Genomic DNA, 20,812 nt, shown 5'->3' with positions numbered 1-20,812 from the left:
GATGGTGTCGCTGAGCGACCGGCTGGACTTCGTTGTGGGCGCCAAGGCCGCCGACTCCCTCGACGAGGTGTTCGGCATCCGGACCGTCGACGACCTGCTGCGCCACTACCCGCGCAGCTACACCGAGGGCGCCAGTCGCTGGGAGGCCGACGGCGAGCGACCCGAAACGGGCGAGCACATCACCATCATCGACACGATCGCCGAAACCAAGACGTTCCCGATGAAGAAGACCCCGAAGAAGATGTGCCACCGCATCACGCTGGGCGCCGGGCGCAGCAAGGTGACCGCGACGTTCTTCAACGCGAATTACCTGAAGAAGGACCTGGTCAAGGGCGCCAAGGTGATGCTTTCCGGCGAGGTCGGATTCTTCAACAACGTGATGCAGTTGACGCACCCGGCGTTCCTCATCCTCGACGGACGCAACCGCGGGACCCGATCGTTGAAGAACATCGCCGATGCCTCGGGTGCGACCAGCGGCGAAGAACTGCTGGACGCCTACGAACGCCACTTCTTCCCGATCTATCCGGCCAGCACGAAACTGCAGAGCTGGGACATCTTTTCGTGCGTCCGCCAGGTGCTCGATGTGCTCGAGCCGGTGCCGGATCCACTGCCCGACGAACTGCGCGCGAAGCTCGGCCTGGTCTCCGAGGACGAGGCGTTGCGCGACATCCATCTGGCTGAGAGCGAGCCGCGGCGGCAGCGGGCCCGGGAGCGCCTCACCTTTGACGAAGCCGTCGGCCTGCAGTGGGCGCTGGTGGCCCGCCGCCACGGCGAGCTGTCCGAGTCGGGCCCGCCGGCCCCGCCGCGTCCGGACGGATTGGCCGCAGAACTGTTGGGGCGCTTACCCTTCGAGCTGACCGCGGGGCAGCGCGAAGTGCTCGGTGTGCTGTCCGACGGGCTCGCGGCGAGCCGCCCGCTGAACCGCCTGCTGCAGGGCGAGGTGGGTTCCGGTAAGACGATCGTCTCGGTGCTGGCGATGCTGCAGTTGGTCGACGCCGGCTATCAGTGCGCGCTGCTGGCGCCGACGGAAGTGCTTGCCGCGCAACATCTCCGGTCGATTCGCGACGTGCTCGGTCCGTTGGCGATGGCGGGACAGCTGGGTGGCGCCGACAACGGGACCCGGCTGGCGCTGCTGACCGGTTCGATGACCGCCGCACAAAAGAAGCAGATCCGCGCCGAGATCGCGGGCGGCGAGGTCGGCATCGTCGTCGGCACCCACGCGCTGCTGCAGGACGCGGTGGAATTCGACAACCTGGGCATGGTGGTGGTCGACGAACAGCACCGCTTCGGTGTCGAACAGCGAGACCAGTTGCGCTCCAAGGCCCGTCCCGGCGTGACACCGCACCTGCTGGTGATGACGGCGACGCCGATCCCGCGCACCGTCGCGCTCACCGTGTACGGCGACCTGGAAACCTCGACGCTGCGCGAACTTCCGCGCGGCCGCCAGCCCATCACCAGCAACGTCATCTTCGTCAAGGACAAGCCCGCGTGGCTGGACCGGGCCTGGCAGCGCATCACCGAGGAGGTCGCGGCAGGCCGCCAGGCCTACGTGGTGGCGGCGCGCATCGACGAGAGCGACGACCCGGGCGACCAGGAGCAGAACGCCAAGGCGCCGGAGACCGCCGAGGGCCTGTACGCCCGGCTGCGCTCGGGCGAGCTGGCGAACCTGCGGCTCGGCCTGATGCACGGGCGGCTGTCGGCCGACGAGAAGGACGCCGCGATGGCGGCCTTCCGGTCGGGCGAGGTCGATGTGTTGGTGTGCACCACCGTCATCGAGGTGGGCGTCGACGTGCCCAATGCCACCGTCATGCTGGTGATGGACGCCGACCGGTTCGGGATCAGTCAATTGCATCAGCTGCGCGGGCGGATCGGCCGCGGCCGGCATCCGAGCCTGTGCCTGTTCGCCAGCTGGTCCGCGCCGGGTTCGTCGGCCGGCCGGCGGCTGAGCGCGGTGGCCGGGACGCTGGACGGCTTCGCCCTGGCCGACCTCGACCTCAAGGAACGCCGGGAGGGAGATGTGTTGGGCCGCAACCAGTCCGGCAAGGCGATCACGCTGCGGCTGCTGTCCTTGGCCGACCATCAGGAATTCATCGAGGCGGCGCGGGACTTCTGCGTCCAGGCCTACACCGACGACCGCGCCAACCCCGGCTTGGCCGTGTTGGCAGCGCGATTCACCGACACCGACCGCATCGAATATCTGGACAAATCGTGACCGCCGGCGACGATGCAGAGCCTAGCGATGAAGAGGAGCGGCGCAGGTGAACCGCAAAGTGCTGCTGTGGCTGGCCGCGGCGGCGGCGCTCGCGTTGCTGGTGGCCTACCAGACCGCGGGCTCCTCGACGGCCCGGCATTCGGCCGAATACGCCGCGCGCGCCGACGTTCCGACGGTGCAGCCCGGCACCGACGTGCTCGCCGGCGTCGCCGTCGTGCCGCTGCGCCAGCACCGCTACGACTACCTGCGGTCGGCGTTCGGCGAGGCATGGGACGACGACAACGATGCGCCGATGGGGCACAACGGATGTGACACCCGCGACGACATCCTCAACCGCGATCTCGTCGACAAGACATACGTGTCAATCAAGCGGTGTCCGGACGCGGTGGCCACCGGCACGCTGCACGACCCCTACACCAACAAGACCATCGCCTTCCACCGCGGGCCCAAGGTCGGCGAATCCGTTCAGATCGATCACATCGTCCCGCTCGCCTACGCCTGGGACATGGGCGCCAGCGGCTGGCCCGCTCCCGAGCGGCTGCGTTTCGCCAACGACCCCGCCAACCTGCTGGCCGTCGACGGGCAGGCCAATCAGGACAAGGGCGATTCGCCGCCGGCGCAATGGATGCCGCCGAACGCGGCGTTCGCTTGCCAGTACGCCATGCAGTTCATCGCGGTGCTGCGCGGCTACGCGCTGCCGGTGGACCAGGCGTCCACCGGCGTGCTGCGGGAGGCCGCGACGACCTGCCCGACGGGATAGCGGGCTACGAGCCTGTGTAGGTCTCCGGGTCCGGGCGCAGCCGGGTGCCGTCGTTGAGGCCGTTGATCGCGTCCATGTGCTCGTGGGCCAGCTCGAAGTCGAACACGTCCAAGTTGGAGGCGATGTGCTCGGGGTTGGCCGACCGGAAGACGACCGCGTTGCCCAGCTGCAGGTTCCACCGCAGCAGCACCTGCGAGGCGGTCTTGCCGTATTCGCCGGCGACCGAATTCACCGTCGCGTTGTCGTTCAGCTTGCCCAGCGCCAGCGGCGTGTAGGACTGCGTGAGCACGTTGTGCTCGGCGTTGGTCTTGCGCAGCGCTTCCTGGTTGAGCAGCGGATGCAGCTCGATCTGGTTGACCGCCGGGGTGACGAAGGTGAGGTCGATGACCGTCGTCAGGTGCTCGTCGGTGAAGTTGGAGACGCCGATTGAGCGGGCGAGACCATCCCCCCGCGACTGGATCAGCCCGCCGAAGGAGTTGACGTACGTCCCCAGCGACGGGGCGGGCCAGTGGATCAGGTAGAGGTCCACGTAGTCCAGGCCGAGGCGCTCGAGGCTCGCGCTGCACGCGTCCATCGCCCCCTTGAAACCCTGGTCGGGGGTCGCGAGCTTGGTGGTGACGAACAACTCGGCACGGGGAATGCCGGAGGCGGCGATCGCGCGGCCGACGGCGGCTTCATTCCCGTAGACCGCCGCGGTGTCGATCAGCCGGCAGCCGATCTCCAGCGCCGCCGACACCGCGCGTTCGGTCTCGTCGTCCGACAATTCCGCGACGCCCAGGCCCAGGGCCGGAATCGTGTTTTCGTCGTTGAGAGCAATTGAGGGTAAGGCGGAGCCCGACTCGCCGGCCAATTCATTCACCTGCCTGTGAAATTGAAGGTTCGAGATTGTGCACCGAGCCGGGTTCCGTCATCGAGCGAGAGATCAACGCCGTTCGGCGCCGAGTTCGAGGCGCTCGGTTCGATCGCGTCGAAGTTGCTCGCAATCCGATGACAGCTCACCGACTTGTGGATCACGATATTACCGAGTCAGTAAATGCAACCCAATCAACACCTGGGCAGGTGTCTATCCGCGCCTTCTGCATCGTGTACGCCACCCCGTACAGTTGGTCGCGCGGCACACCGGAATCGGCAGCCGATCGGCCGGTCTTGCGTATGACGCGGGGGCGGCGGTGATGTCGATTTGCCGGTCACCGACGACGGCGGCGCTGACCGCCCGTTTGGTGGCCGCCGGGGCCGGCAAGCCTCGAGACGACGGGTAGCGGTAACCGAATAACCGTTCGTCGTCGAGCGTTAGCACGTGTTGTTTAAGGGGGTTGCCCATGACCAGGCCTCTGTCAGGCGCACCGGAGCTCGAGTACGGAGCCGCCCGCGCCTCGGTGCCGCTGGCCAGTCGCATCCAAGGCGCCGTCACCAGCGTCGGGGCCAAGGTCATCCCGTGGATCCCGACCGCGATCAGGCGAGGGCTGGTCCGCGGCCGTTCGGTCATCATCGATGGCAACACGCTGGATCCGACGTTGCAGCTGATGCTTTCGGGCCTGCGCGCCGTGGGCGTCGACGGGCTGGTCGTGGACGACGACCCGCGGGCGTCGCGCGCGCAGATGCGCGAGTCGACCGTCGGGTTCCCCGGGCCGCAGATCCACGTCGACGTGGACGAGCTGTCGCTGCCCGGCCCGGCCGGCGACACCCCGGCCCGCCACTACCGCCCGGCGAGCGGCGAGGCGGCGCCGCTGCTGGTCTTCTATCACGGCGGGGGCTGGTCGATCGGCGACCTGGACACCCACGACGCCTTGTGCCGGCTGACCTGCCGCGACGCCGGCATCCACGTGTTGTCGATTGACTACCGGCTGGCCCCCGAGCACCCGGCGCCGGCCGCCATCGAGGACGCCTACGCGGCCTTCACCTGGGCCTACCGGCACGCCGGCGAGCTGGGCGCGACGCCGGGGCGGGTCGCGGTCGGCGGCGACAGCGCTGGCGGCAACCTGGCCGCCGTCGTCAGCCAGATGGCGCGCGACGAAGGCGCCCCGGCGCCGGCGCTGCAATGGCTGATCTATCCGCGCACCGACTTCACCGCGCAGAACCGGTCGCTGACCCTGTTCTCGCGCGGCTTCCTGCTGACCAAGCGGGACATCGACTGGTTCGAATCGCAGTATCTGCGGCGCTCGGAGCTCGACCGCACCGATCCGCGGGTATCCCCGGCGCTGGCCGAATCGCTGACCGGCCTGGCGCCCGCGCTGATCGCGGTCGCCGGCTTCGACCCGCTGCGCGATGAGGGCGAGAGCTACGCCGAGGCGCTGCGGGCCGCCGGGGTCGCGGTGGACCTGCGGTACCTGGGTTCGCTGACCCACGGCTTCGCCAATCTGTTCCAGCTGGGCGGCGACAGCATGGTCGCGACCAGCGAGCTGATTTCGGCCCTGCGCGCACACCTGAGCCGGGTCTGATTCCTTGGGCGACCGGCGCCGGTAATCTAGAGGCGCTTTGTCCGATCGCTTTGTCCGCAACCGGGCAGACCGACAACTCGTACCGAAAGATCAGGGAACCTGTGGCCGACAAACCCAAACGTCCCCCGCGATTCGACATGAAGTCGGCCTCCGGCGGTAAGTCGAGCCGACTCGTCCAAATCGGCGGCACCGCATTCGTGGTGATCTTCGCGGTCGCCCTCGTCTTCTACATCGTGACGTCGCACCACAAGAAGACCGGCCCCACCGGCGCCGGCGACACCGTCCGAGTGACGTCGAGCAAGCTGGTCACCCAGCCGGGCACCAGCAACCCCAAGGCCGTGGTGACGTTCTACGAGGACTTCCTGTGCCCGGCGTGCGGCAACTTCGAGCGCACCTTTGGCCCCACGGTGTCCAGGCTCATCGATCTCGGCGCCATCGCCGCCGACTACTCCATGGTGTCGATCCTGGACAGTCCACGGAACCAGAACTATTCGTCGCGCGCGGGGGCCGCGGCCCTGTGCGTCGCCGACGAGTCCCAGGACGCGTTCCGGCGCTTCCACTCCGCACTGTTCAGCACCGACATCCAGCCGAGCGAAACCGCCAAGACCTTCCCCGACAACGCGCGGCTGATCGAACTCGCCCGCGAGGCCGGGGCGGCGGGCAAGGTGCCGGACTGCATCAACAGCGGCAAGTACCTGTCCAAGGTCACCGGCGAAGCGGCGACCGCGCACATCAACGCGACGCCGACCATCAAGATCAACGGTGACGACTACGACCCGTCGACACCCGATGCGCTGGTCAACAAGATCAAAGAGATCGTGGGCAACATTCCGGGCATCGACGGCGCGGTCGCGCCGGCATCCATGTGACCGGTGCGGTGTCCACAGCAGCTGCTGACCCGACGGGCGGGCTCACCCCGGATACGTCGCCGGCGCCGCGAGTGCCGGCGCTCAGCGCCTGGTGGGTGCTGATCGCCGGTCTGATCGGCTTGGTGGCGTCGATGACGCTGACGATCGAGAAGATCGACATCCTGCTCAACCCGTCGTACGTGCCGTCCTGCAACATCAACCCGATCCTGTCCTGCGGCTCGGTGATGATCACGCCGCAGGCGTCGCTGCTGGGCTTCCCCAACCCGCTGCTGGGCCTGGTGGCCTTCACCGTGGTGGTCGTCACCGGGGTGCTGGCGCTGACGAAAGTGGCGCTACCGCAATGGTATTGGGTGGGGCTGACGGTCGGGGTGCTGGTCGGTGCGGTGTTCGTGCACTGGCTGATCTTCCAGAGCCTGTACCGCATCAACGCGTTGTGCCCGTACTGCATGGTGGTCTGGGCGGTCACCATGTCGCTGCTGGTGGTGGTCGCCTCGATCGCCTATCGTCCGGCCCTGCAAGAGCGCCAGGCCGGCCCCGCGTGGGTGCTCTTCCAGTGGCGGTGGTCGATCGCCGCGCTCTGGTTCACCGCGGTGTTCCTGCTGATCATGGCGCGGTTTTGGGACTACTGGTCGACGCTGCTGTAGGTAGTTGCAGGTGACCCGGATCATTGGCGGCGCGGCCGGGGGACGTCGCATCGCGGTTCCGCCGCGCGGCACCAGGCCCACCACCGACCGGGTCCGCGAGTCGCTCTTCAACATCCTTAACGCGCGTCTGGAGCTGACCGGGCTCAGCGTGCTGGATCTCTACGCCGGCTCGGGCGCGCTGGGATTGGAGGCGCTTTCCCGCGGCGCCGCCGCCGCGCTCTTCGTGGAGTCCGACCCGCGCACCGGATCCGTCATCGCGCGCAACATCGACACCTTGGGCCTGCCCGGCGCGACGCTGCGCCGGGGAGCGGTGGCGACCGTGCTGGCGGCCGGGACCGCGGCCGCATTCGATCTGGTGCTGGCCGACCCGCCCTACGACGTCGACGCCGCGGAAGTCGAGGCCGTGCTGGCCGCGTTGGCCGCGCACGGCTGGGTGCGCGGGGGCAGCGTCGCGGTGGTGGAGCGCGCGGCCGGCGGCGCGCCACTGAATTGGCCGGCCGGGTGGTCGGTGTGGCCGCAACGGGTTTACGGCGACACCCGTCTGGAGCTGGCCGAGCGCCAGTGAGGTGGGCGTGTACCGTCATTCGTCATGGCGCCGCTCCTCAGCATCGCTTCGCTCTGCAACATCTCGGCGCGCGTCATGGCGAGACGACCCCTTCACGTCGGAGCGCCCGCATGACCGGCGCGGTGTGCCCGGGCTCGTTCGACCCGGTGACCTTGGGCCACATCGACGTCTTCGAGCGCGCGTCGGCTCAGTTCGACGAGGTGGTGGTGGCGATCCTGACCAACCCCGCCAAAAAGGGCATGTTCGATCTGGACGAGCGGATCGCGATGATCAACGAATCGACGACGCACCTGCCCAACCTGCGGGTGGAAGCTGGGCAGGGGCTGGTGGTGGATTTCGTCCGGTCGCGCGGCATGACCGCCATCGTCAAGGGGTTGCGCACCGGCACCGACTTCGAATACGAGCTGCAGATGGCGCAGATGAACAAGCACGTCGCCGGCGTGGACACCTTTTTCGTCGCCACCGCCCCGCGCTATTCGTTCGTGTCGTCCTCGCTGGCCAAAGAGGTCGCGATGCTCGGCGGTGACGTGTCGGAATTGCTGCCCGAACCGGTCAATCGTCGCCTGCGTCAAAGGATTTCGGATATCTCCTGACCCGGTTGCCCGGCGCCGAAAGCCCTTCGCGGCAATCGGATTGACGGGGCCGGCGGCGCCCTGGAGTTCCCGGGCGCGCAGCGGGTACCCGAAGGTTTCGGGTTCTCCGTCGATTACCCATGAGTCCCTCGCAAGGGGCAGTCGACGGGTTCGAGCGCGCCACCGGCAACCAAGTCCACCGGAATAGATCGCAGACGCCCACGCAGAACGTATGTTGAAGATCTGATCCGAAGGAGGGAGTACGCGGGGTCGCCGACGTCGATAGGGGAACGGCATTCATGACGGTAGACAATCCATTCGACGTACCCGAGGCTGCGGCCGATCTGATCGCGCTGCTCGCCGACGAGGGAGTCGCGCACTTCTTCATCAACCCCGGAACAGATTCCGCGCCGATCCAGGAGGCGCTGGCGGCGGCGCGCGCCGCAGGCACGCCGAGCCCGCAGGCGGTGTTGTGCGTGCACGAGAGCATCGCGCTGGCGGCGGCCATCGGCCATCACATGGCCAGCGGCCGCCCGCAGGCGGTCATGGTGCACGTCGACGCCGGGACGCTGAACCTGGGCTGCCAGCTGCACAACGCGCAGCGCAACGGAACTCCGGTGGTGATGTTCGCGGGGCGCACTCCCTACAGTTCGGCGCCGCAGGTGCGCGGTCACCGCGATACCTATATCCATTGGCAGCAGGAGCAACTCGACCAGCCGGCCGTGGTGCGCAACTACGCCAAGTGGCACATGGAGGTGCCCCGCGGCCGCGAGCTGGCCCCGATCGTGCGGCGGGCTTTTCAGGTCGCCCAATCCTGCCCGTCCGGTCCCGCCTACGTCATGCTGCCGCGAGAAGCGTTGATGGAGCCGGGCGTCGGTGCGTTGCCGCGCCGGTTGCCGCCGGCCGTACCGCCCGGCCCCGACCCGGGCGCGCTCGGACGGTTGGCGGGAATCCTGGTGGCGGGCAAGCGTGTTGTCATCGTCACGTCCAGGACCGCGGCCGACCCGGGGACCGCGACCGTGCTGGGGCGCATCGCCGAGCTGCTCGGCGCGCCGGTCATCGATCAGGGCGACCGCGCCAACCTGCCGCCTGGGCATCCGCTGCACGTGGTGGGCGACGCCGCCCCGCTGGAAAGCGCCGACACCGTGCTGCTGCTGGACTCCGAGGTGCCCTGGGTGCCGTCGCAGCTGTCCCCGCCCGCGGACGCCCGTGTGGTTCAGATCGACGGGGATCCGGTCAAACCGAGCATGCCGCTGTGGTCGTATCCGGTCGAGGTCGCCTTGACCGCCGACACCCGCGTGGCGCTGCTGCTGCTCGAGCAGACCCTGTTGCGGCTGGCCACCGACGAGCTGCGGGAGAAGTGGGCCGCGCGCCGGCAGGCGGCGGAGGCCGAGACCGCCGAACGCGACCGCGAAGCGATCCGCCGGGCCGCCTCCGACCAGCCGGCGGATGTGCCCGATGCGATGCTGGCCGCGCTGGGCCGCGCCCTGCCCGACGACGCGATCGTGGTCCAGGAGGCCGTGACCAACCGGGCCGCCGTGGCCCGGCAGGTGCGCCGAGCTCCCGGGCACCTATTCGACACGGGCGCACCGGCTTTGGGCTGGGCGCTCGGCGGCGCCTTCGGGGTCAAGCTCGCCCGGCCGGAGGCGCCCGTCGTCGCCATCTGCGGTGACGGTTCGTTCAACTTCGGCGTGCCCACCGCCGCGCTGTGGTCGGCGCATCGCCACGGTGCGCCGTTCGTGACCGTCGTCTTGAACAACAGGTCTTACCTGGCCTCCAAGCTGCCGGTAATGGGGTTGTACCCGGACGGAGTGTCGGTGCGGGAGAACGACTTCAGCGAAACCTGGCTCACCCCGGACACCGACTATGCCGCACTCGCCAGGGCCTGCGGCGGCAGCGGACGCAGCGTGCACACGCCGGCGGAGATGAGCGAGGCCATCGGATGGGCGCTCGGCGAGGCCGACCAAGGGCGTTGCGTGGTGCTGGACGTGCGGTTGCCACAACCCTGACGCCGGTCAGTGGTGATGTTCGGTTTCGCCGGCGCCGGGGGAGCCGCCCATCATGCGCACCATCGGCAGGCCCCCGGACGTGACGAACCGGGCGACCAGGATGGCCGCGAGCGCCAGGAACGCGATGTTGAGCCAGGTCGTGTAGTTCCATGAGATCGACGCCTCGATCACCGTCGCGTTGCGCTGCGCGGGAATGAGATTTGTTGTGCCGAAGATCAATTCGACCAGATACCCGGCGGCGACCATCGCGGCGTAGAAGGTGCCCAGTAGCGTCAGCATCATCGTGGTGCCGTAGTACTTGCGGTAGATATTGAGGATCGGAAGGATCAGCAGGTCGGCGTAGATGAACGCGATGACGCCGCCGAAGCTGATGCCGCCGTTCCACAGCACCGCGGCCAGCGGGACATTGCCGATGGAGCATACGAAGGACACGATCGCCACGATGGGCCCCACGATCGGCCCCCATATCGCCGAGAGGCCCGGGTGATCGGCCAAAAAGAAGACCTGCCAGAACTTTTCGGGCACCCAGGCCCCGACGGCGCCCGCGATCAGCAGGCCCAGGACGAGGTCGCGCAGGATCGCCAGCCACTCCATCACGAACACGTGCGAGACCGAGGTCAGGCCCACGGGGGAGAACAGCCGTCGCCAGAACGAGCCTTCCCCCTGGATGGACATGTCCATGGCGGCATGGCCTTCCATCACGCCGGCGATTCCCCGCTCGGCCTGCTCGCGGGCGGCGTCGACGAGCCGCGACCGCACGAACAGCCGGAACAACACGGCCAGCGCCACGATCATCAGTGGGCCGCCGACGAGCTCGGCGGCGGTGAACTGCCAGCCCATCAACAGCGCCAGGATGATGCCCAACTCCACCACCAGGTTGGTGGACCCGATTTCGAACGCCATCGCGGCGGTGAAGTCCGCGCCCTTGCGGAACAGCGATCGCGCCAACGCCACGGCGGCGTACGAGCACGACGATGACGCCGCCCCCAGTCCCGCCGAGACCGCCAGGGTGCGCGGCCGGTCGTCACCCATCAACGCCACGATCGTGGAGCGGCGCACGACGGCCTGCACCACCGCCGAGAGGGCGAAGCCCAGGATCAGCGCCCAGAGGATTTCCCACGTCATCGAGCCCGCGAGCGTCAAGGCGTGCCCGACCGCCGATAGCACCGTCATTGAGAATCCTCCTGCGGGAAACGCGTCGCTTCCGGGGACGCCGCGCCCACCCGCGGATTATACCCCTTGGGGGTATAGCAGACGGGCGTAATGTCGCCGGTGCCCCCGCCCCCGGCACAGCCAGACGCGTCGTGCCCGCCGCGGCGGTGACGGCCTCGGATAGTGCCCCGGGCCGTCCGCGACCTAGAATCGCTGGCACATAGCCGGGTCCCCGGCGCGTCGACGCGAATGCCGGGCCGCAGCCCCACCCGCATCGGCGGGGTCCCGGCAACGAATATGGATGAACCACCCCGCGCGGCCGCCGTGGCCGCGGTAACAGCGTGAATGGGCGCTTCTGCGATGACACTGACTTCCAACCGCCGGGCCGGAAACACCGGACCAGGGCGTTTGCGGCGCACCGAACGGGCCAATACCCGACACACCGGTGTCGCCACCGCAGTCACAGGGACATCACCAGGCACACTAGTAACAACCGGATCTTTGCAGACGCCAGGAGGGTATGGCCGTGTATCGAGTCTTTGAGGCGCTGGACGAACTCAGCGCCATCGTGGAAGAAGCCCGTGGCGTTCCGATGACGGCCGGCTGCGTAGTGCCTCGTGGCGACGTGCTGGAGTTGATCGACGACATCAAGGATGCGATCCCGGGCGAACTGGACGACGCCCAGGACGTCCTGGATGCGCGCGACTCCATGCTGCAGGACGCCAAGGCGCACTCCGAGTCCATGGTGTCCTCGGCGACCACCGAGTCCGAATCGATGCTCAACCACGCGCGCTCGGAGGCCGACCGGCTGCTGTCCGACGCCAAGGCGCAAGCCGACCGGATGGTGAGCGAAGCGCGCCAGCACAGCGAGCGGATGGTCGGCGAGGCCCGCGAAGAGTCGGTGCGCATCGCCACGGCCGCCAAGCGCGAGTACGAGGCCAGCGTCGGGCGCGCCCAGGCCGAAGCCGACCGGCTGCTCGAAAACGGCAACATCTCCTACGAGAAGGCCGTGCAAGAGGGCATCAAGGAGCAGCAGCGCCTGGTGTCGCAGAACAGCGTGGTGGAGGCGGCCAACGCCGAGGCCACCCGGCTCATCGACTCGGCGCACGCCGAGGCCGACCGACTGCGCGGCGAATGCGACATCTATGTCGACAACAAGCTCGCCGAGTTCGAGGAATTCCTCAACGGCACCCTGCGGTCGGTGGGACGCGGACGTCACCAGCTGCGGACAGCGGCCGGTACCCACGACTACGCGGTGCGGTAGCCCTTCGCGGCTGTTTGCCGGGCGGGCGCGCCCTGGAATTATGCGGTCAGCGCCGTAGGATTTCCGATATGACGCGGCAGCACAGCACACCATCGACTCGGTCACGCCTGGCCGCACCGATGGCGTTCGACATCACCCGGCTCGGGCGCCGCCCCGGGGCGATGGTGACCCTGCGGCAGACCGTGCCCAGTCCGTCGCGCATCGGGCTGGACATGATCGCGATCGAGGCGGACGCCCCACTCGAGCTGGATTTACAGATCCAATCGGTGTCCGAGGGCGTCCTGGTGACCGGGACGGTCACCGCGCCCACCGCCGGCGAGTGTTCGCGTTGCCTGACCAAGCTCGAGGGACAGGTGCAGGTGCGGCTCACCGAGCTGTTCGCCTACCCGGACAGCACCACCGAGGCGACCACCGAGGAAGACGAGGTGGGCCACATCGTCGACGACACCATCAACCTCGAGCAGTCCATCGTCGACGCCGTGGGACTGGAACTTCCGTTCTCGCCCGTGTGCTCGCCGGACTGCCCGGGGCTGTGCCCCGAATGCGGTGTTTCGCTGGCCGCCGAGCCGGATCATCAGCACGATCGCATCGATCCGCGCTGGGCCAAGCTGGCGGGCATGTTCACCGCTGAGTCGGACGAGCCACGGGGTGAGCGGTGAGTTCACGCCAACCGCTGCTCGACGCCCTGGGGGTTGAGCTGTCCGAGGAACTGCTGTCCCTGGCGCTCACGCATCGCAGCTATGCGTACGAACACGGCGGCCTGCCGACCAACGAACGCCTGGAATTCCTGGGCGACGCCGTGCTGGGCCTGACCATCACCGACGAGCTGTACCACCGGCATCCCGACCGCACCGAGGGTGATCTGGCCAAATTGCGGGCCAGCGTGGTCAACACCCAGGCGCTGGCCGACGTCGCGCGCAAGCTGTGCGACGGGGGCCTCGGCGTCCACCTGATGCTGGGGCGCGGGGAGGCCAACACCGGGGGCGCCGACAAATCGAGCATCCTGGCCGACGGCATGGAATCGCTGCTGGGCGCGATCTACCTTGATCACGGCATCGACGTCGCGCGCGAGGTGATTCTGCGGTTGTTCGGCCCGCTGTTGGACGCCGCGCCGACGCTGGGCGCCGGGCTGGACTGGAAGACCAGCCTGCAGGAACTGACCGCGGCCCGCGGCATGGGTGCGCCCTCCTACGTCGTCACCTCCACAGGACCCGACCACGACAAGGAATTCACTGCGGTCGTCGTGCTGGCCGAGACCGAATACGGCACGGGTGTGGGCCGCTCCAAGAAGGAGGCCGAGCAGAAGGCCGCGGCGGCCACCTGGAAGACGCTCGACTTGCTGGACCCCGCGGGAAAAACCAGCGTCTAGATGCCCGAACTGCCCGAAGTCGAGGTGGTGCGCCGCGGCCTGCACGCCCACGTCGTCGGCAAGACGATGACTGCCGTCCGGGTGCATCACCCGCGCGCGGTGCGTCGTCACGAAGCCGGGCCCGCGGACCTCACCGCCCGGCTGCTGAACGCGCGAATCACCGGAACCGATCGGCGCGGCAAGTACCTGTGGCTGCTGCTCGACACGGAACCCGCTGGGCGGGAATCGGATACGGCGCTGGTGGTGCACCTCGGCATGAGCGGGCAGATGCTGCTGGGTGAGGTGCCGCGCGCCGACCACGTCCGGATCTCCGCGCTGCTCGACGACGGGACCGTGCTGAGCTTCGCCGATCAGCGCACCTTCGGTGGGTGGATGCTCGCCGATCTGGTCGAGGTGGACGGCAGCGTGCTGCCGGAGCCCGTCGCGCATCTGGCGCGTGACCCGCTGGACCCCCGCTTCGATGCGGATGCCGTAGTAAAAGTGTTGCGGCGCAAGCATTCCGAGATCAAGCGGCAGCTTCTCGATCAGCAGGTGGTGTCCGGCATCGGCAACATCTACGCCGACGAGGCGCTGTGGCGCGCCAAGCTGAACGGCGCCCGGATCGCCGACACGCTGAGCCGCAAGCAGTTGATCGCCGTGCTGGACGCGGCGGCCGAGGTGATGCGCGATGCGCTGGCCCAGGGCGGGACCTCGTTCGATTCGCTGTACGTCAACGTCAACGGCGAATCCGGATACTTCGACCGATCGCTGGACGCCTACGGCCGCGAGGGCGAAGCCTGCCGCCGGTGCGGGGCGGTGATGCGCCGGGAGAAGTTCATGAACCGCTCCTCGTTCTACTGCCCGAAATGCCAACCGCGACCGCGTGTTTGAGTATCTTCGGCCGACTCAATCGAAGATGTCGTGGTGCAGCGCCCCGGTGGGCAACGCCGGGTCGACGAACCACTCGTGGCTGAACAGCGTACCGAACACCTGAGGCGGCAACCGGAGCAGCAGCCCGAACACCTTTGCGGCCAGGCCGGAAGCGCCGATCTGAGAGCGGTGCGCGGCGAATGCGTCGCGCTTCTGGCGCGCGAAGCGAAAGACATTGATGCGGTGGGTGATTGTGGCGCGCGGCGCGTAGGCACCGCGAACGATGTCGCGCTCGTACGGGCCGGGCAGCCGCAACAGGTGCGCGACATCGCTGACGCGGAGCAGCATTTCGCGCGGCATCGTCACCTCCAGCACCCGCGGGGTGGCGGCGAGTTCGGCGGCCCGCTTGCCGACGTGGTGCACCTGGACGTGGTCCCGATGGCCGTAGCCGCCGTTGGGCTGGTAGCTGAGCAGCAGGTCGGCGTGTTCGTCGCGCAGGATGCGGGCCAGCCGCCCGGCGGCCTCGTCGAGATCGGCCCGCCCGAACCGGGTGCGCCCGGGGGGGTCCGGATAGAACAGCGGGCCGTAGCCGCTGTCCGCATACCCGAGGCACTCCACCCGGTGCGCCCCGAGAATGCTTGCGCTTCGGCGTAATTCGTCGAGCCGGTAGTTGCCGTCCTCGTTGTGGATGCGCCCGTCGGTGGCCGTGACCACGACCACCCGGTGCCCGGCCGTGGCCGCCCGCGCCAGGGTGCCGCCGGTGAGCACGACCTCGTCGTCCGGGTGGGCGTGGAAAGCGACCACGGTGGCCATGCCAAGCAGTATGCCCGCGCCTCCGAGTTCGCCTCGCCCGGTAGAAATAAGCCATGGCCGAACTATGGGTGGAACGCACCGGAACTCGCCGCTACACGGGGTACAGCTCGCGCGGCGCGCAGGTGCCGATCGGTTCCGAGGACGTCGACGGCGTATTCACGCCCGGCGAGCTGCTCAAGATCGCGCTCGCGGCGTGCAGCGGGATGTCCAGCGACCTGCCCCTGGCCCGCCGGCTGGGCGACGACTACAAGGCGGTCATCAGGGTCTCCGGCGCCGCCGACCGCGAGCAGGAGCGCTATCCGCTACTGGAAGAGACCCTGGAACTGGACCTGTCGAGCCTGGCCGACGACGAGAAGGAGCGCCTGCTGGTCGTGGTCAGCCGGGCCATCGATCAGGTCTGCACCGTCGGGCGCACGCTCAAGTCCGGTACCACGGTCAACTTCGAGGTCAGCTCCGAGGCGAAAAATGTCGGAGCCTGACACCCGGCTCACCGCCTGGGTGCACGGCCGGGTCCAGGGGGTGGGTTTCCGCTGGTGGACGCGGTGCCGCGCGCTGGAGCTGGGCCTCACCGGTTACGCGGCCAACCAGGCCGACGGCCGCGTCCTGGTGGTCGCCCAGGGGCCGCGGGCGGCCGGCGAGGAGCTGCTGCACCTGCTCGAAGGCGGCACGGCCTGGCCGGCGCGGCCCGGTCACGTCGACAACGTGGTCGCCGACTGGTCGCAGCCGCAGGGGCGGTTCGAGGGATTCGTCGAGCGCTGACGGGCAGTTGGCGACAACCGCCCCCTGGGTGCGTCACATCTGTCACACCGGCCACGGGTGGAAGGCCACAATCCCCTTCTCTCCGTGGCGGATGTGACCACTGTGACCACTGCGCCGACCGCTCGGAGCGCGGCGCTATTTCGGGCCTGCCGACACCCCTCGGTGAAGCCGTCCGGGCTGATTTGAGCGGTAGTCTGGCTCGCCGTGTACCTCAAGAGTCTGACGCTGAAGGGCTTCAAGTCCTTCGCCTCGCCGACGACTCTGCGCTTCGAGCCGGGCATCACCGCCGTCGTCGGGCCCAACGGCTCCGGCAAATCCAACGTCGTCGACGCGCTGGCCTGGGTGATGGGGGAGCAGGGAGCAAAGACACTGCGCGGCGGCAAGATGGAAGACGTCATCTTCGCCGGGACCTCGTCGCGGGCCCCGCTGGGACGCGCCGAGGTCACCGTCACCATCGACAACTCCGACAACGCGCTGCCCATCGAATACTCCGAGGTGTCCATCACGCGGCGGATGTTCCGCGACGGCGCCAGCGAGTACGAAATCAACGGCAGCAGTTGCCGTTTGATGGATGTTCAGGAGCTGCTGAGCGACTCCGGGATCGGCCGGGAGATGCACGTCATCGTCGGGCAGGGCAAGCTCGACGAGATCCTGCAATCGCGGCCCGAGGACCGTCGCGCGTTCATCGAAGAAGCTGCCGGTGTGCTCAAGCACCGCAAGCGCAAGGAAAAGGCCCTCCGCAAACTCGACGCGATGTCGGCGAACCTGGCCCGGCTCACCGACCTGACCACCGAACTGCGCCGGCAGCTCAAGCCGCTGGGCCGCCAGGCCGAGGTGGCCCGTCGCGCCCAGACCATTCAGGCCGACCTGCGTGACGCTCGGCTGCGGCTGGCCGCCGACGACCTGGTCAACCGGCAGGGCGAGCGCGAGGCGATCTTCGAGGCCGAGGCCGCCATGCGCCGCGACCACGATCAGGCCGCGTCGCGGTTGGCCGTGGCGTCCGAGGAGCTGACCACCCACGAGGCCGCGGTCGGCGAGTTGTCGAGCCGGGCCGAGTCGGTGCAGCACACCTGGTTCGCCCTGTCCGCCCTGGCCGAACGGGTCGCCGCGACGGTACGCATCGCCAGCGAGCGGGCCCACCACCTGGATGTGGAGCCGGTTGCCCCCAGCGACACCGACCCCGACGCCCTGGAAGCCGAGGCCGAGCAGGTCGCGGTCGCCGAGCGGCAGCTGCTCGCCGAACTGGCCGGCGCGCGCACCCGCCTGGACGGCGCCCGCGCCGAATTGGCCGAGCGCGAGCGCGAAGCCGCCGAGGCCGACCGGGCCCATATGGCGGCGGTGCGTGCGGAGGCGGATCGCCGAGAAGGCTTGGCGCGCTTGGCCGGTCAGGTGGAGACGATGCGGGCGCGCGTCGAATCGATCGACGACAGCGTGGCGCGCCTGTCCGAACGCATCGAACAGGCCGCCGCCCGCGCGCAGCAGGCCAAGGTGGAATTCGAGACCGTGCAGGGCCGGGTCGGTGAACTCGATCAGGGCGAGGTGGGTCTGGACGAACACCACGAGCGCACCGTCGCCGCGCTGCGGCTGGCCGACGAGCGGGTGGCCGAGCTGCAGTCCGCCGAGCGGGACGCCGAACGCCAGGTGGCGTCGTTGCGGGCCCGCATCGACGCCCTCGCGATCGGGCTCGACCGCAAGGACGGCGCGGCGTGGCTCACCCAAAACCACGGCGGCACAGGTCTTTTAGGGCCGATGGCCAAGCTGGTCAAGGTTCGCTCCGGCTACGAGGCGGCGCTGGCCGCGGTGCTGGGAACGGCGGCCGACGCGCTGGCCGCCGAAAGCTTCGGCGCGGCCCGTTCGGCCGTCGCCGCCCTCAAGGAGGCGGACGGCGGCCGCGCCGCGCTGGTGCTGGGCGACTGGCCCGCCGATCAGCCCCCGCCGCAGCCCGCCCCGGCGGGCGCGCGGTGGGCGCTCGACCTGATCGACGCGCCGGCGCGGCTGCGCGGCGCGATCACGGCCATGCTCTCCGGCGTCGCGGTGGTCGACGACCTGGACCAGGCGCTGACCCTGGTGGCGGCGCACCCCCAGCTGCGCGCGGTCACGCTCGACGGTGACCTGGTGGGCGCCGGCCGGGTGAGCGGCGGCTCGGACCGCAAGCTGTCCACGCTTGAGGTGACCTCGGAGATCGACAAGGCCGGCGACGAGCTGACCGCCGCGGAGGCCCGGGTCGCCCAGCTGACCGCGGCGTTGTCCGGGGCGCTGACGGAGCAGGCCGCCCGCCAGGACTCGGCCGAGCAGGCGCTGGCCGCGCTCAACGAGTCCGACAGCGAGATCTCCGGGATGTACGAGCAGCTGGGCCGGCTCGGCCAGGAGGCCCGGACGTCCGAGGACGAGTGGAGCAGGCTGCTGCGGCAGCGGGAAGAGCTCGAGGCGGGCCGGACCCAGACCGTCGCCGAAGTCACCGAACTGGAAACTCGGCTGCGCAACGCCCAGGAGACCCAACACGCGCCGACCGAAGAACCCGTGAACCGTCAGCAGATCGCCGCGGCGACCGAAACCGCCCGCAGCGTCGAGGTGGAGGCCCGGCTGGCGGTGCGGACCGCCGAGGAGCGTGCGAATGCGGTTCGCGGGCGGGCGGATTCGTTGCGCCGCGCGGCCGCGGCCGAACGCGAAGCCCGCTTGCGGGCCCAGCAGGCGAGGGAGGCGCGGCTGCGCGCCGCCGCGGTGGCAGCGGCGGTGGCCGACTCCGGGCGGCTGCTGGCGCAGCGGCTGAACGGGGTCGTCGACGCCGCCGCCAAGATCCGCGACGCCCTGGCCGCCGAACGCCAGCAGCGGGCGACCGCGATGGCCGCGGTGCGCGACGAGGTGAACGCGTTGGGCGCCCGGGTGGCCGCCCTGACCGACTCGCTGCACCGCGATGAGGTGGCCAACGCCCAGGCGGCCATGCGGATCGAGCAGCTCGAACAGATGGTGCTCGAGCAGTTCGGCATGGCACCGGCCGACCTGATCGCCGAGTACGGGCCGGAGAATCAGCTGCCGCCCTCCGACCTGGAGATGGCCGAATACGAGCAGGCTAAGGAGCGCGGCGAACAGGTATTCGCGCCCGCCCCGATTCCCTACGACCGGCCCACCCAGGAGCGGCGGGCCAAGCGGGCCGAGCGTGAGCTAGCCGAACTGGGCCGGGTCAACCCGCTGGCGCTGGAGGAGTTCGCCGCGCTCGAGGAGCGCTACAACTTCCTGTCCACCCAGCTCGAGGACGTCAAGGCCGCCCGCAAGGACCTGCTCGGGGTGGTCGACGAGGTCGACGCCCGCATCCTGCAGGTGTTCAGCGAGGCCTACACCGACGTCGAACGCGAGTTCACCGAGGTCTTCACCGTGCTGTTCCCCGGCGGTGAGGGCCGGCTGCGGCTGACCAACCCCGACGACATGCTCACCACCGGCATCGAGGTCGAGGCCCGCCCGCCGGGCAAGAAGGTCACCCGGTTGTCGCTGCTGTCCGGTGGCGAGAAGGCGCTGACGGCGGTGGCGATGCTGGTCGCGATCTTCCGCGCCCGCCCGTCGCCGTTCTACATCATGGACGAGGTGGAGGCCGCCCTCGACGACACCAACCTGCGGCGGCTGATCTCGCTGTTCGAGCTGTTGCGGGCGCGGTCGCAGCTCATCATCATCACGCACCAGAAGCCCACGATGGAGGTCGCCGACGCGCTCTACGGCGTGACCATGCAGGGCGACGGCATCACCGCCGTCATCTCCCAGCGGATGCGTGGCCAGCAGGTGGACCAGCTGGTCACCAGTTCGTCGTAGCGCCGGTCGTGAGCGCGGCGTAGCCGGGCGAGGCGGGCCGGTGCCATCCGACTAGCGCCGGTCGTGAGCGCGGCGTAGCCGGGCGAGGCGGGCCGGTGCCATCCGACTAGCGCCGGTCGTGAGCGCGGCGTAGCCGGGCGAGGCGGGCCGGTGCCATCCGACTAGCGCCGGTCGTGAGCGCGGCGTAGCCGGGCGAGGCGGGCCGGTGCCATCCGACTAGCGCCGGTCGTGAGCGCGGCGTAGCCGGGCGAGGCGGGCCGGTGCCATCCGACTAGCGCCGGTCGTGAGCGCGGCGTAGCCGGGCGAGGCGGGCCGGTGCCATCCGACTAGCGCCGATCGCGAGCGCGGCGTAGCCGGGCGAGGCGGGCCGGTGCCTAGCGCCCGAAGGTGGTGGCTGCCCGGCGGCCACGCCGCCCCTGGAACAATGTCAGCGTGTCCCAAGGTCTTTGGATCGCCATCGCGGTCGTCGCTGCCCTGATCGTCATTACCGCGCTGGTCCTGGGCCTGCTGCGGTATCGGCGGCGCCGCATCAGCTTCTCGACCCGGACCGAGCCCGGGGTGATCGACCGGTCCGGCGGCTACACCGCGTCCTCCGGCATCACCTTCAGCCAGACCACGACGGCCGACCGGCTCGACACCACCGGCCTGCCCGCGGTAGGCGACGACGCGGCGATTCCGCGAGACGCGCCGCGCCGGACCATCTCGGAGGTCGAACTCCCCGAACCCGCACCCCAGC

The 20,812-nt window shown here is 69.4% G+C and carries 18 protein-coding genes and 1 pseudogene; 16 read left to right on the top strand and 3 right to left on the bottom strand.

Annotated features, from left to right (window positions below; translation table 11 throughout):
• The first annotated feature begins 1 nt into the window (after position 1).
• Together recG and B8W69_RS25120 are read left to right on the top strand one after the other, a co-directional pair.
• Positions 2-2,212, top strand: coding sequence for an ATP-dependent DNA helicase RecG (gene recG, locus B8W69_RS25125; protein WP_085292423.1), 2,211 nt, complete (start codon positions 2-4; stop codon positions 2,210-2,212).
• 46 nt (positions 2,213-2,258) lie between these two features.
• Complete coding sequence (locus B8W69_RS25120; protein ID WP_085292422.1) at positions 2,259-2,972, top strand: HNH endonuclease family protein; 714 nt, start codon at positions 2,259-2,261, stop codon at positions 2,970-2,972.
• Positions 2,973-2,976: 4 nt separating this feature from the next.
• Here the strand turns inward: B8W69_RS25120 and B8W69_RS25115 are convergent, their stop codons facing one another.
• Positions 2,977-3,822 carry an aldo/keto reductase gene (locus B8W69_RS25115; protein WP_085292457.1) on the bottom strand — a complete coding sequence of 282 codons (846 nt, stop codon included), beginning with the start codon at positions 3,820-3,822 and terminating at the stop codon, positions 2,977-2,979.
• 469 nt (positions 3,823-4,291) lie between these two features.
• Here B8W69_RS25115 and B8W69_RS25110 point away from each other — a divergent pair, with 469 nt between their 5' ends.
• From B8W69_RS25110 to B8W69_RS25085, 6 genes are all read left to right on the top strand, one after another.
• A complete protein-coding gene (locus B8W69_RS25110) occupies positions 4,292-5,410 on the top strand; it encodes an alpha/beta hydrolase (protein WP_085292421.1) in 1,119 nt (372 codons plus the stop codon).
• Positions 5,411-5,511: 101 nt separating this feature from the next.
• The gene (locus B8W69_RS25105) at positions 5,512-6,279 is read left to right on the top strand and encodes a DsbA family protein (protein ID WP_085292456.1); all 768 of its coding nucleotides are present in this window, start codon (positions 5,512-5,514) and stop codon (positions 6,277-6,279) included.
• Positions 6,276-6,923, top strand: coding sequence for a vitamin K epoxide reductase family protein (locus tag B8W69_RS25100; RefSeq protein ID WP_085292420.1), 648 nt, complete (start codon positions 6,276-6,278; stop codon positions 6,921-6,923). The genes B8W69_RS25105 and B8W69_RS25100 overlap by 4 nt, the downstream gene beginning before the upstream one ends.
• 10 nt (positions 6,924-6,933) lie before the next feature.
• Positions 6,934-7,488 (top strand): 16S rRNA (guanine(966)-N(2))-methyltransferase RsmD, encoded by a 555-nt coding sequence (gene rsmD, locus B8W69_RS25095; RefSeq protein WP_085292419.1) that lies wholly within the window; start codon positions 6,934-6,936, stop codon positions 7,486-7,488.
• A gap of 110 nt (positions 7,489-7,598) precedes the next feature.
• Positions 7,599-8,081, top strand: coding sequence for a pantetheine-phosphate adenylyltransferase (gene coaD, locus B8W69_RS25090; protein ID WP_085292418.1), 483 nt, complete (start codon positions 7,599-7,601; stop codon positions 8,079-8,081).
• A gap of 278 nt (positions 8,082-8,359) precedes the next feature.
• Positions 8,360-10,069 (top strand): thiamine pyrophosphate-requiring protein, encoded by a 1,710-nt coding sequence (locus tag B8W69_RS25085; protein ID WP_085292417.1) that lies wholly within the window; start codon positions 8,360-8,362, stop codon positions 10,067-10,069.
• A gap of 6 nt (positions 10,070-10,075) precedes the next feature.
• On the opposite strand, the gene B8W69_RS25080 is transcribed toward B8W69_RS25085, so the two are convergent.
• On the bottom strand, positions 10,076-11,242 hold the full coding sequence (locus B8W69_RS25080) for a permease (RefSeq protein ID WP_085292416.1): 1,167 nt from the start codon (positions 11,240-11,242) through the stop codon (positions 10,076-10,078).
• A 505-nt stretch (positions 11,243-11,747) separates the two neighbouring features.
• On the opposite strand from B8W69_RS25080, the gene sepIVA reads away from it, so the two are divergent.
• The 4 genes from sepIVA (at position 11,748) to mutM (ending at position 14,724) form a co-directional block, all read left to right on the top strand.
• The gene (gene sepIVA, locus B8W69_RS25075; RefSeq protein ID WP_085292455.1) at positions 11,748-12,485 is read left to right on the top strand and encodes a cell division protein SepIVA; all 738 of its coding nucleotides are present in this window, start codon (positions 11,748-11,750) and stop codon (positions 12,483-12,485) included.
• Positions 12,486-12,553: 68 nt separating this feature from the next.
• Positions 12,554-13,144 carry a YceD family protein gene (locus B8W69_RS25070; protein ID WP_181447477.1) on the top strand — a complete coding sequence of 197 codons (591 nt, stop codon included), beginning with the start codon at positions 12,554-12,556 and terminating at the stop codon, positions 13,142-13,144.
• Positions 13,141-13,854, top strand: coding sequence for a ribonuclease III (gene rnc / locus B8W69_RS25065; RefSeq protein WP_085292414.1), 714 nt, complete (start codon positions 13,141-13,143; stop codon positions 13,852-13,854). Before B8W69_RS25070 ends, rnc begins: the two co-directional genes overlap by 4 nt.
• Complete coding sequence (gene mutM, locus B8W69_RS25060) at positions 13,855-14,724, top strand: DNA-formamidopyrimidine glycosylase (protein WP_085292413.1); 870 nt, start codon at positions 13,855-13,857, stop codon at positions 14,722-14,724. It begins immediately after the preceding gene.
• Positions 14,725-14,739: 15 nt separating this feature from the next.
• On the opposite strand, the gene B8W69_RS25055 is transcribed toward mutM, so the two are convergent.
• Positions 14,740-15,516 (bottom strand): PIG-L deacetylase family protein, encoded by a 777-nt coding sequence (locus tag B8W69_RS25055; protein ID WP_085292412.1) that lies wholly within the window; start codon positions 15,514-15,516, stop codon positions 14,740-14,742.
• Positions 15,517-15,569: 53 nt separating this feature from the next.
• Here B8W69_RS25055 and B8W69_RS25050 point away from each other — a divergent pair, with 53 nt between their 5' ends.
• The 4 genes and pseudogenes from B8W69_RS25050 to B8W69_RS25035 all read left to right on the top strand — a co-directional run.
• Positions 15,570-15,995, top strand: coding sequence for an OsmC family protein (locus B8W69_RS25050; RefSeq protein WP_085292411.1), 426 nt, complete (start codon positions 15,570-15,572; stop codon positions 15,993-15,995).
• Complete coding sequence (locus tag B8W69_RS25045; RefSeq protein ID WP_085292410.1) at positions 15,982-16,275, top strand: acylphosphatase; 294 nt, start codon at positions 15,982-15,984, stop codon at positions 16,273-16,275. The genes B8W69_RS25050 and B8W69_RS25045 overlap by 14 nt, the downstream gene beginning before the upstream one ends.
• A 204-nt stretch (positions 16,276-16,479) precedes the next feature.
• Positions 16,480-20,076, top strand: a complete 3,597-nt coding sequence (gene smc, locus B8W69_RS25040) for a chromosome segregation protein SMC (RefSeq protein ID WP_085292409.1) — start codon at positions 16,480-16,482, stop codon at positions 20,074-20,076.
• Between the two features lie 432 nt (positions 20,077-20,508).
• Positions 20,509-20,812, top strand: a pseudogene (locus B8W69_RS25035) (signal recognition particle-docking protein FtsY); the annotation flags it as partial.

Source organism: Mycolicibacterium vulneris (assembly GCF_002104765.1).
GTDB classification, from domain to species: Bacteria; Actinomycetota; Actinomycetes; order Mycobacteriales; family Mycobacteriaceae; genus Mycobacterium; species Mycobacterium vulneris.
Note: the sequence above shows the minus strand (reverse complement) of the source record. Positions and strands in the feature narration are given on the sequence as shown.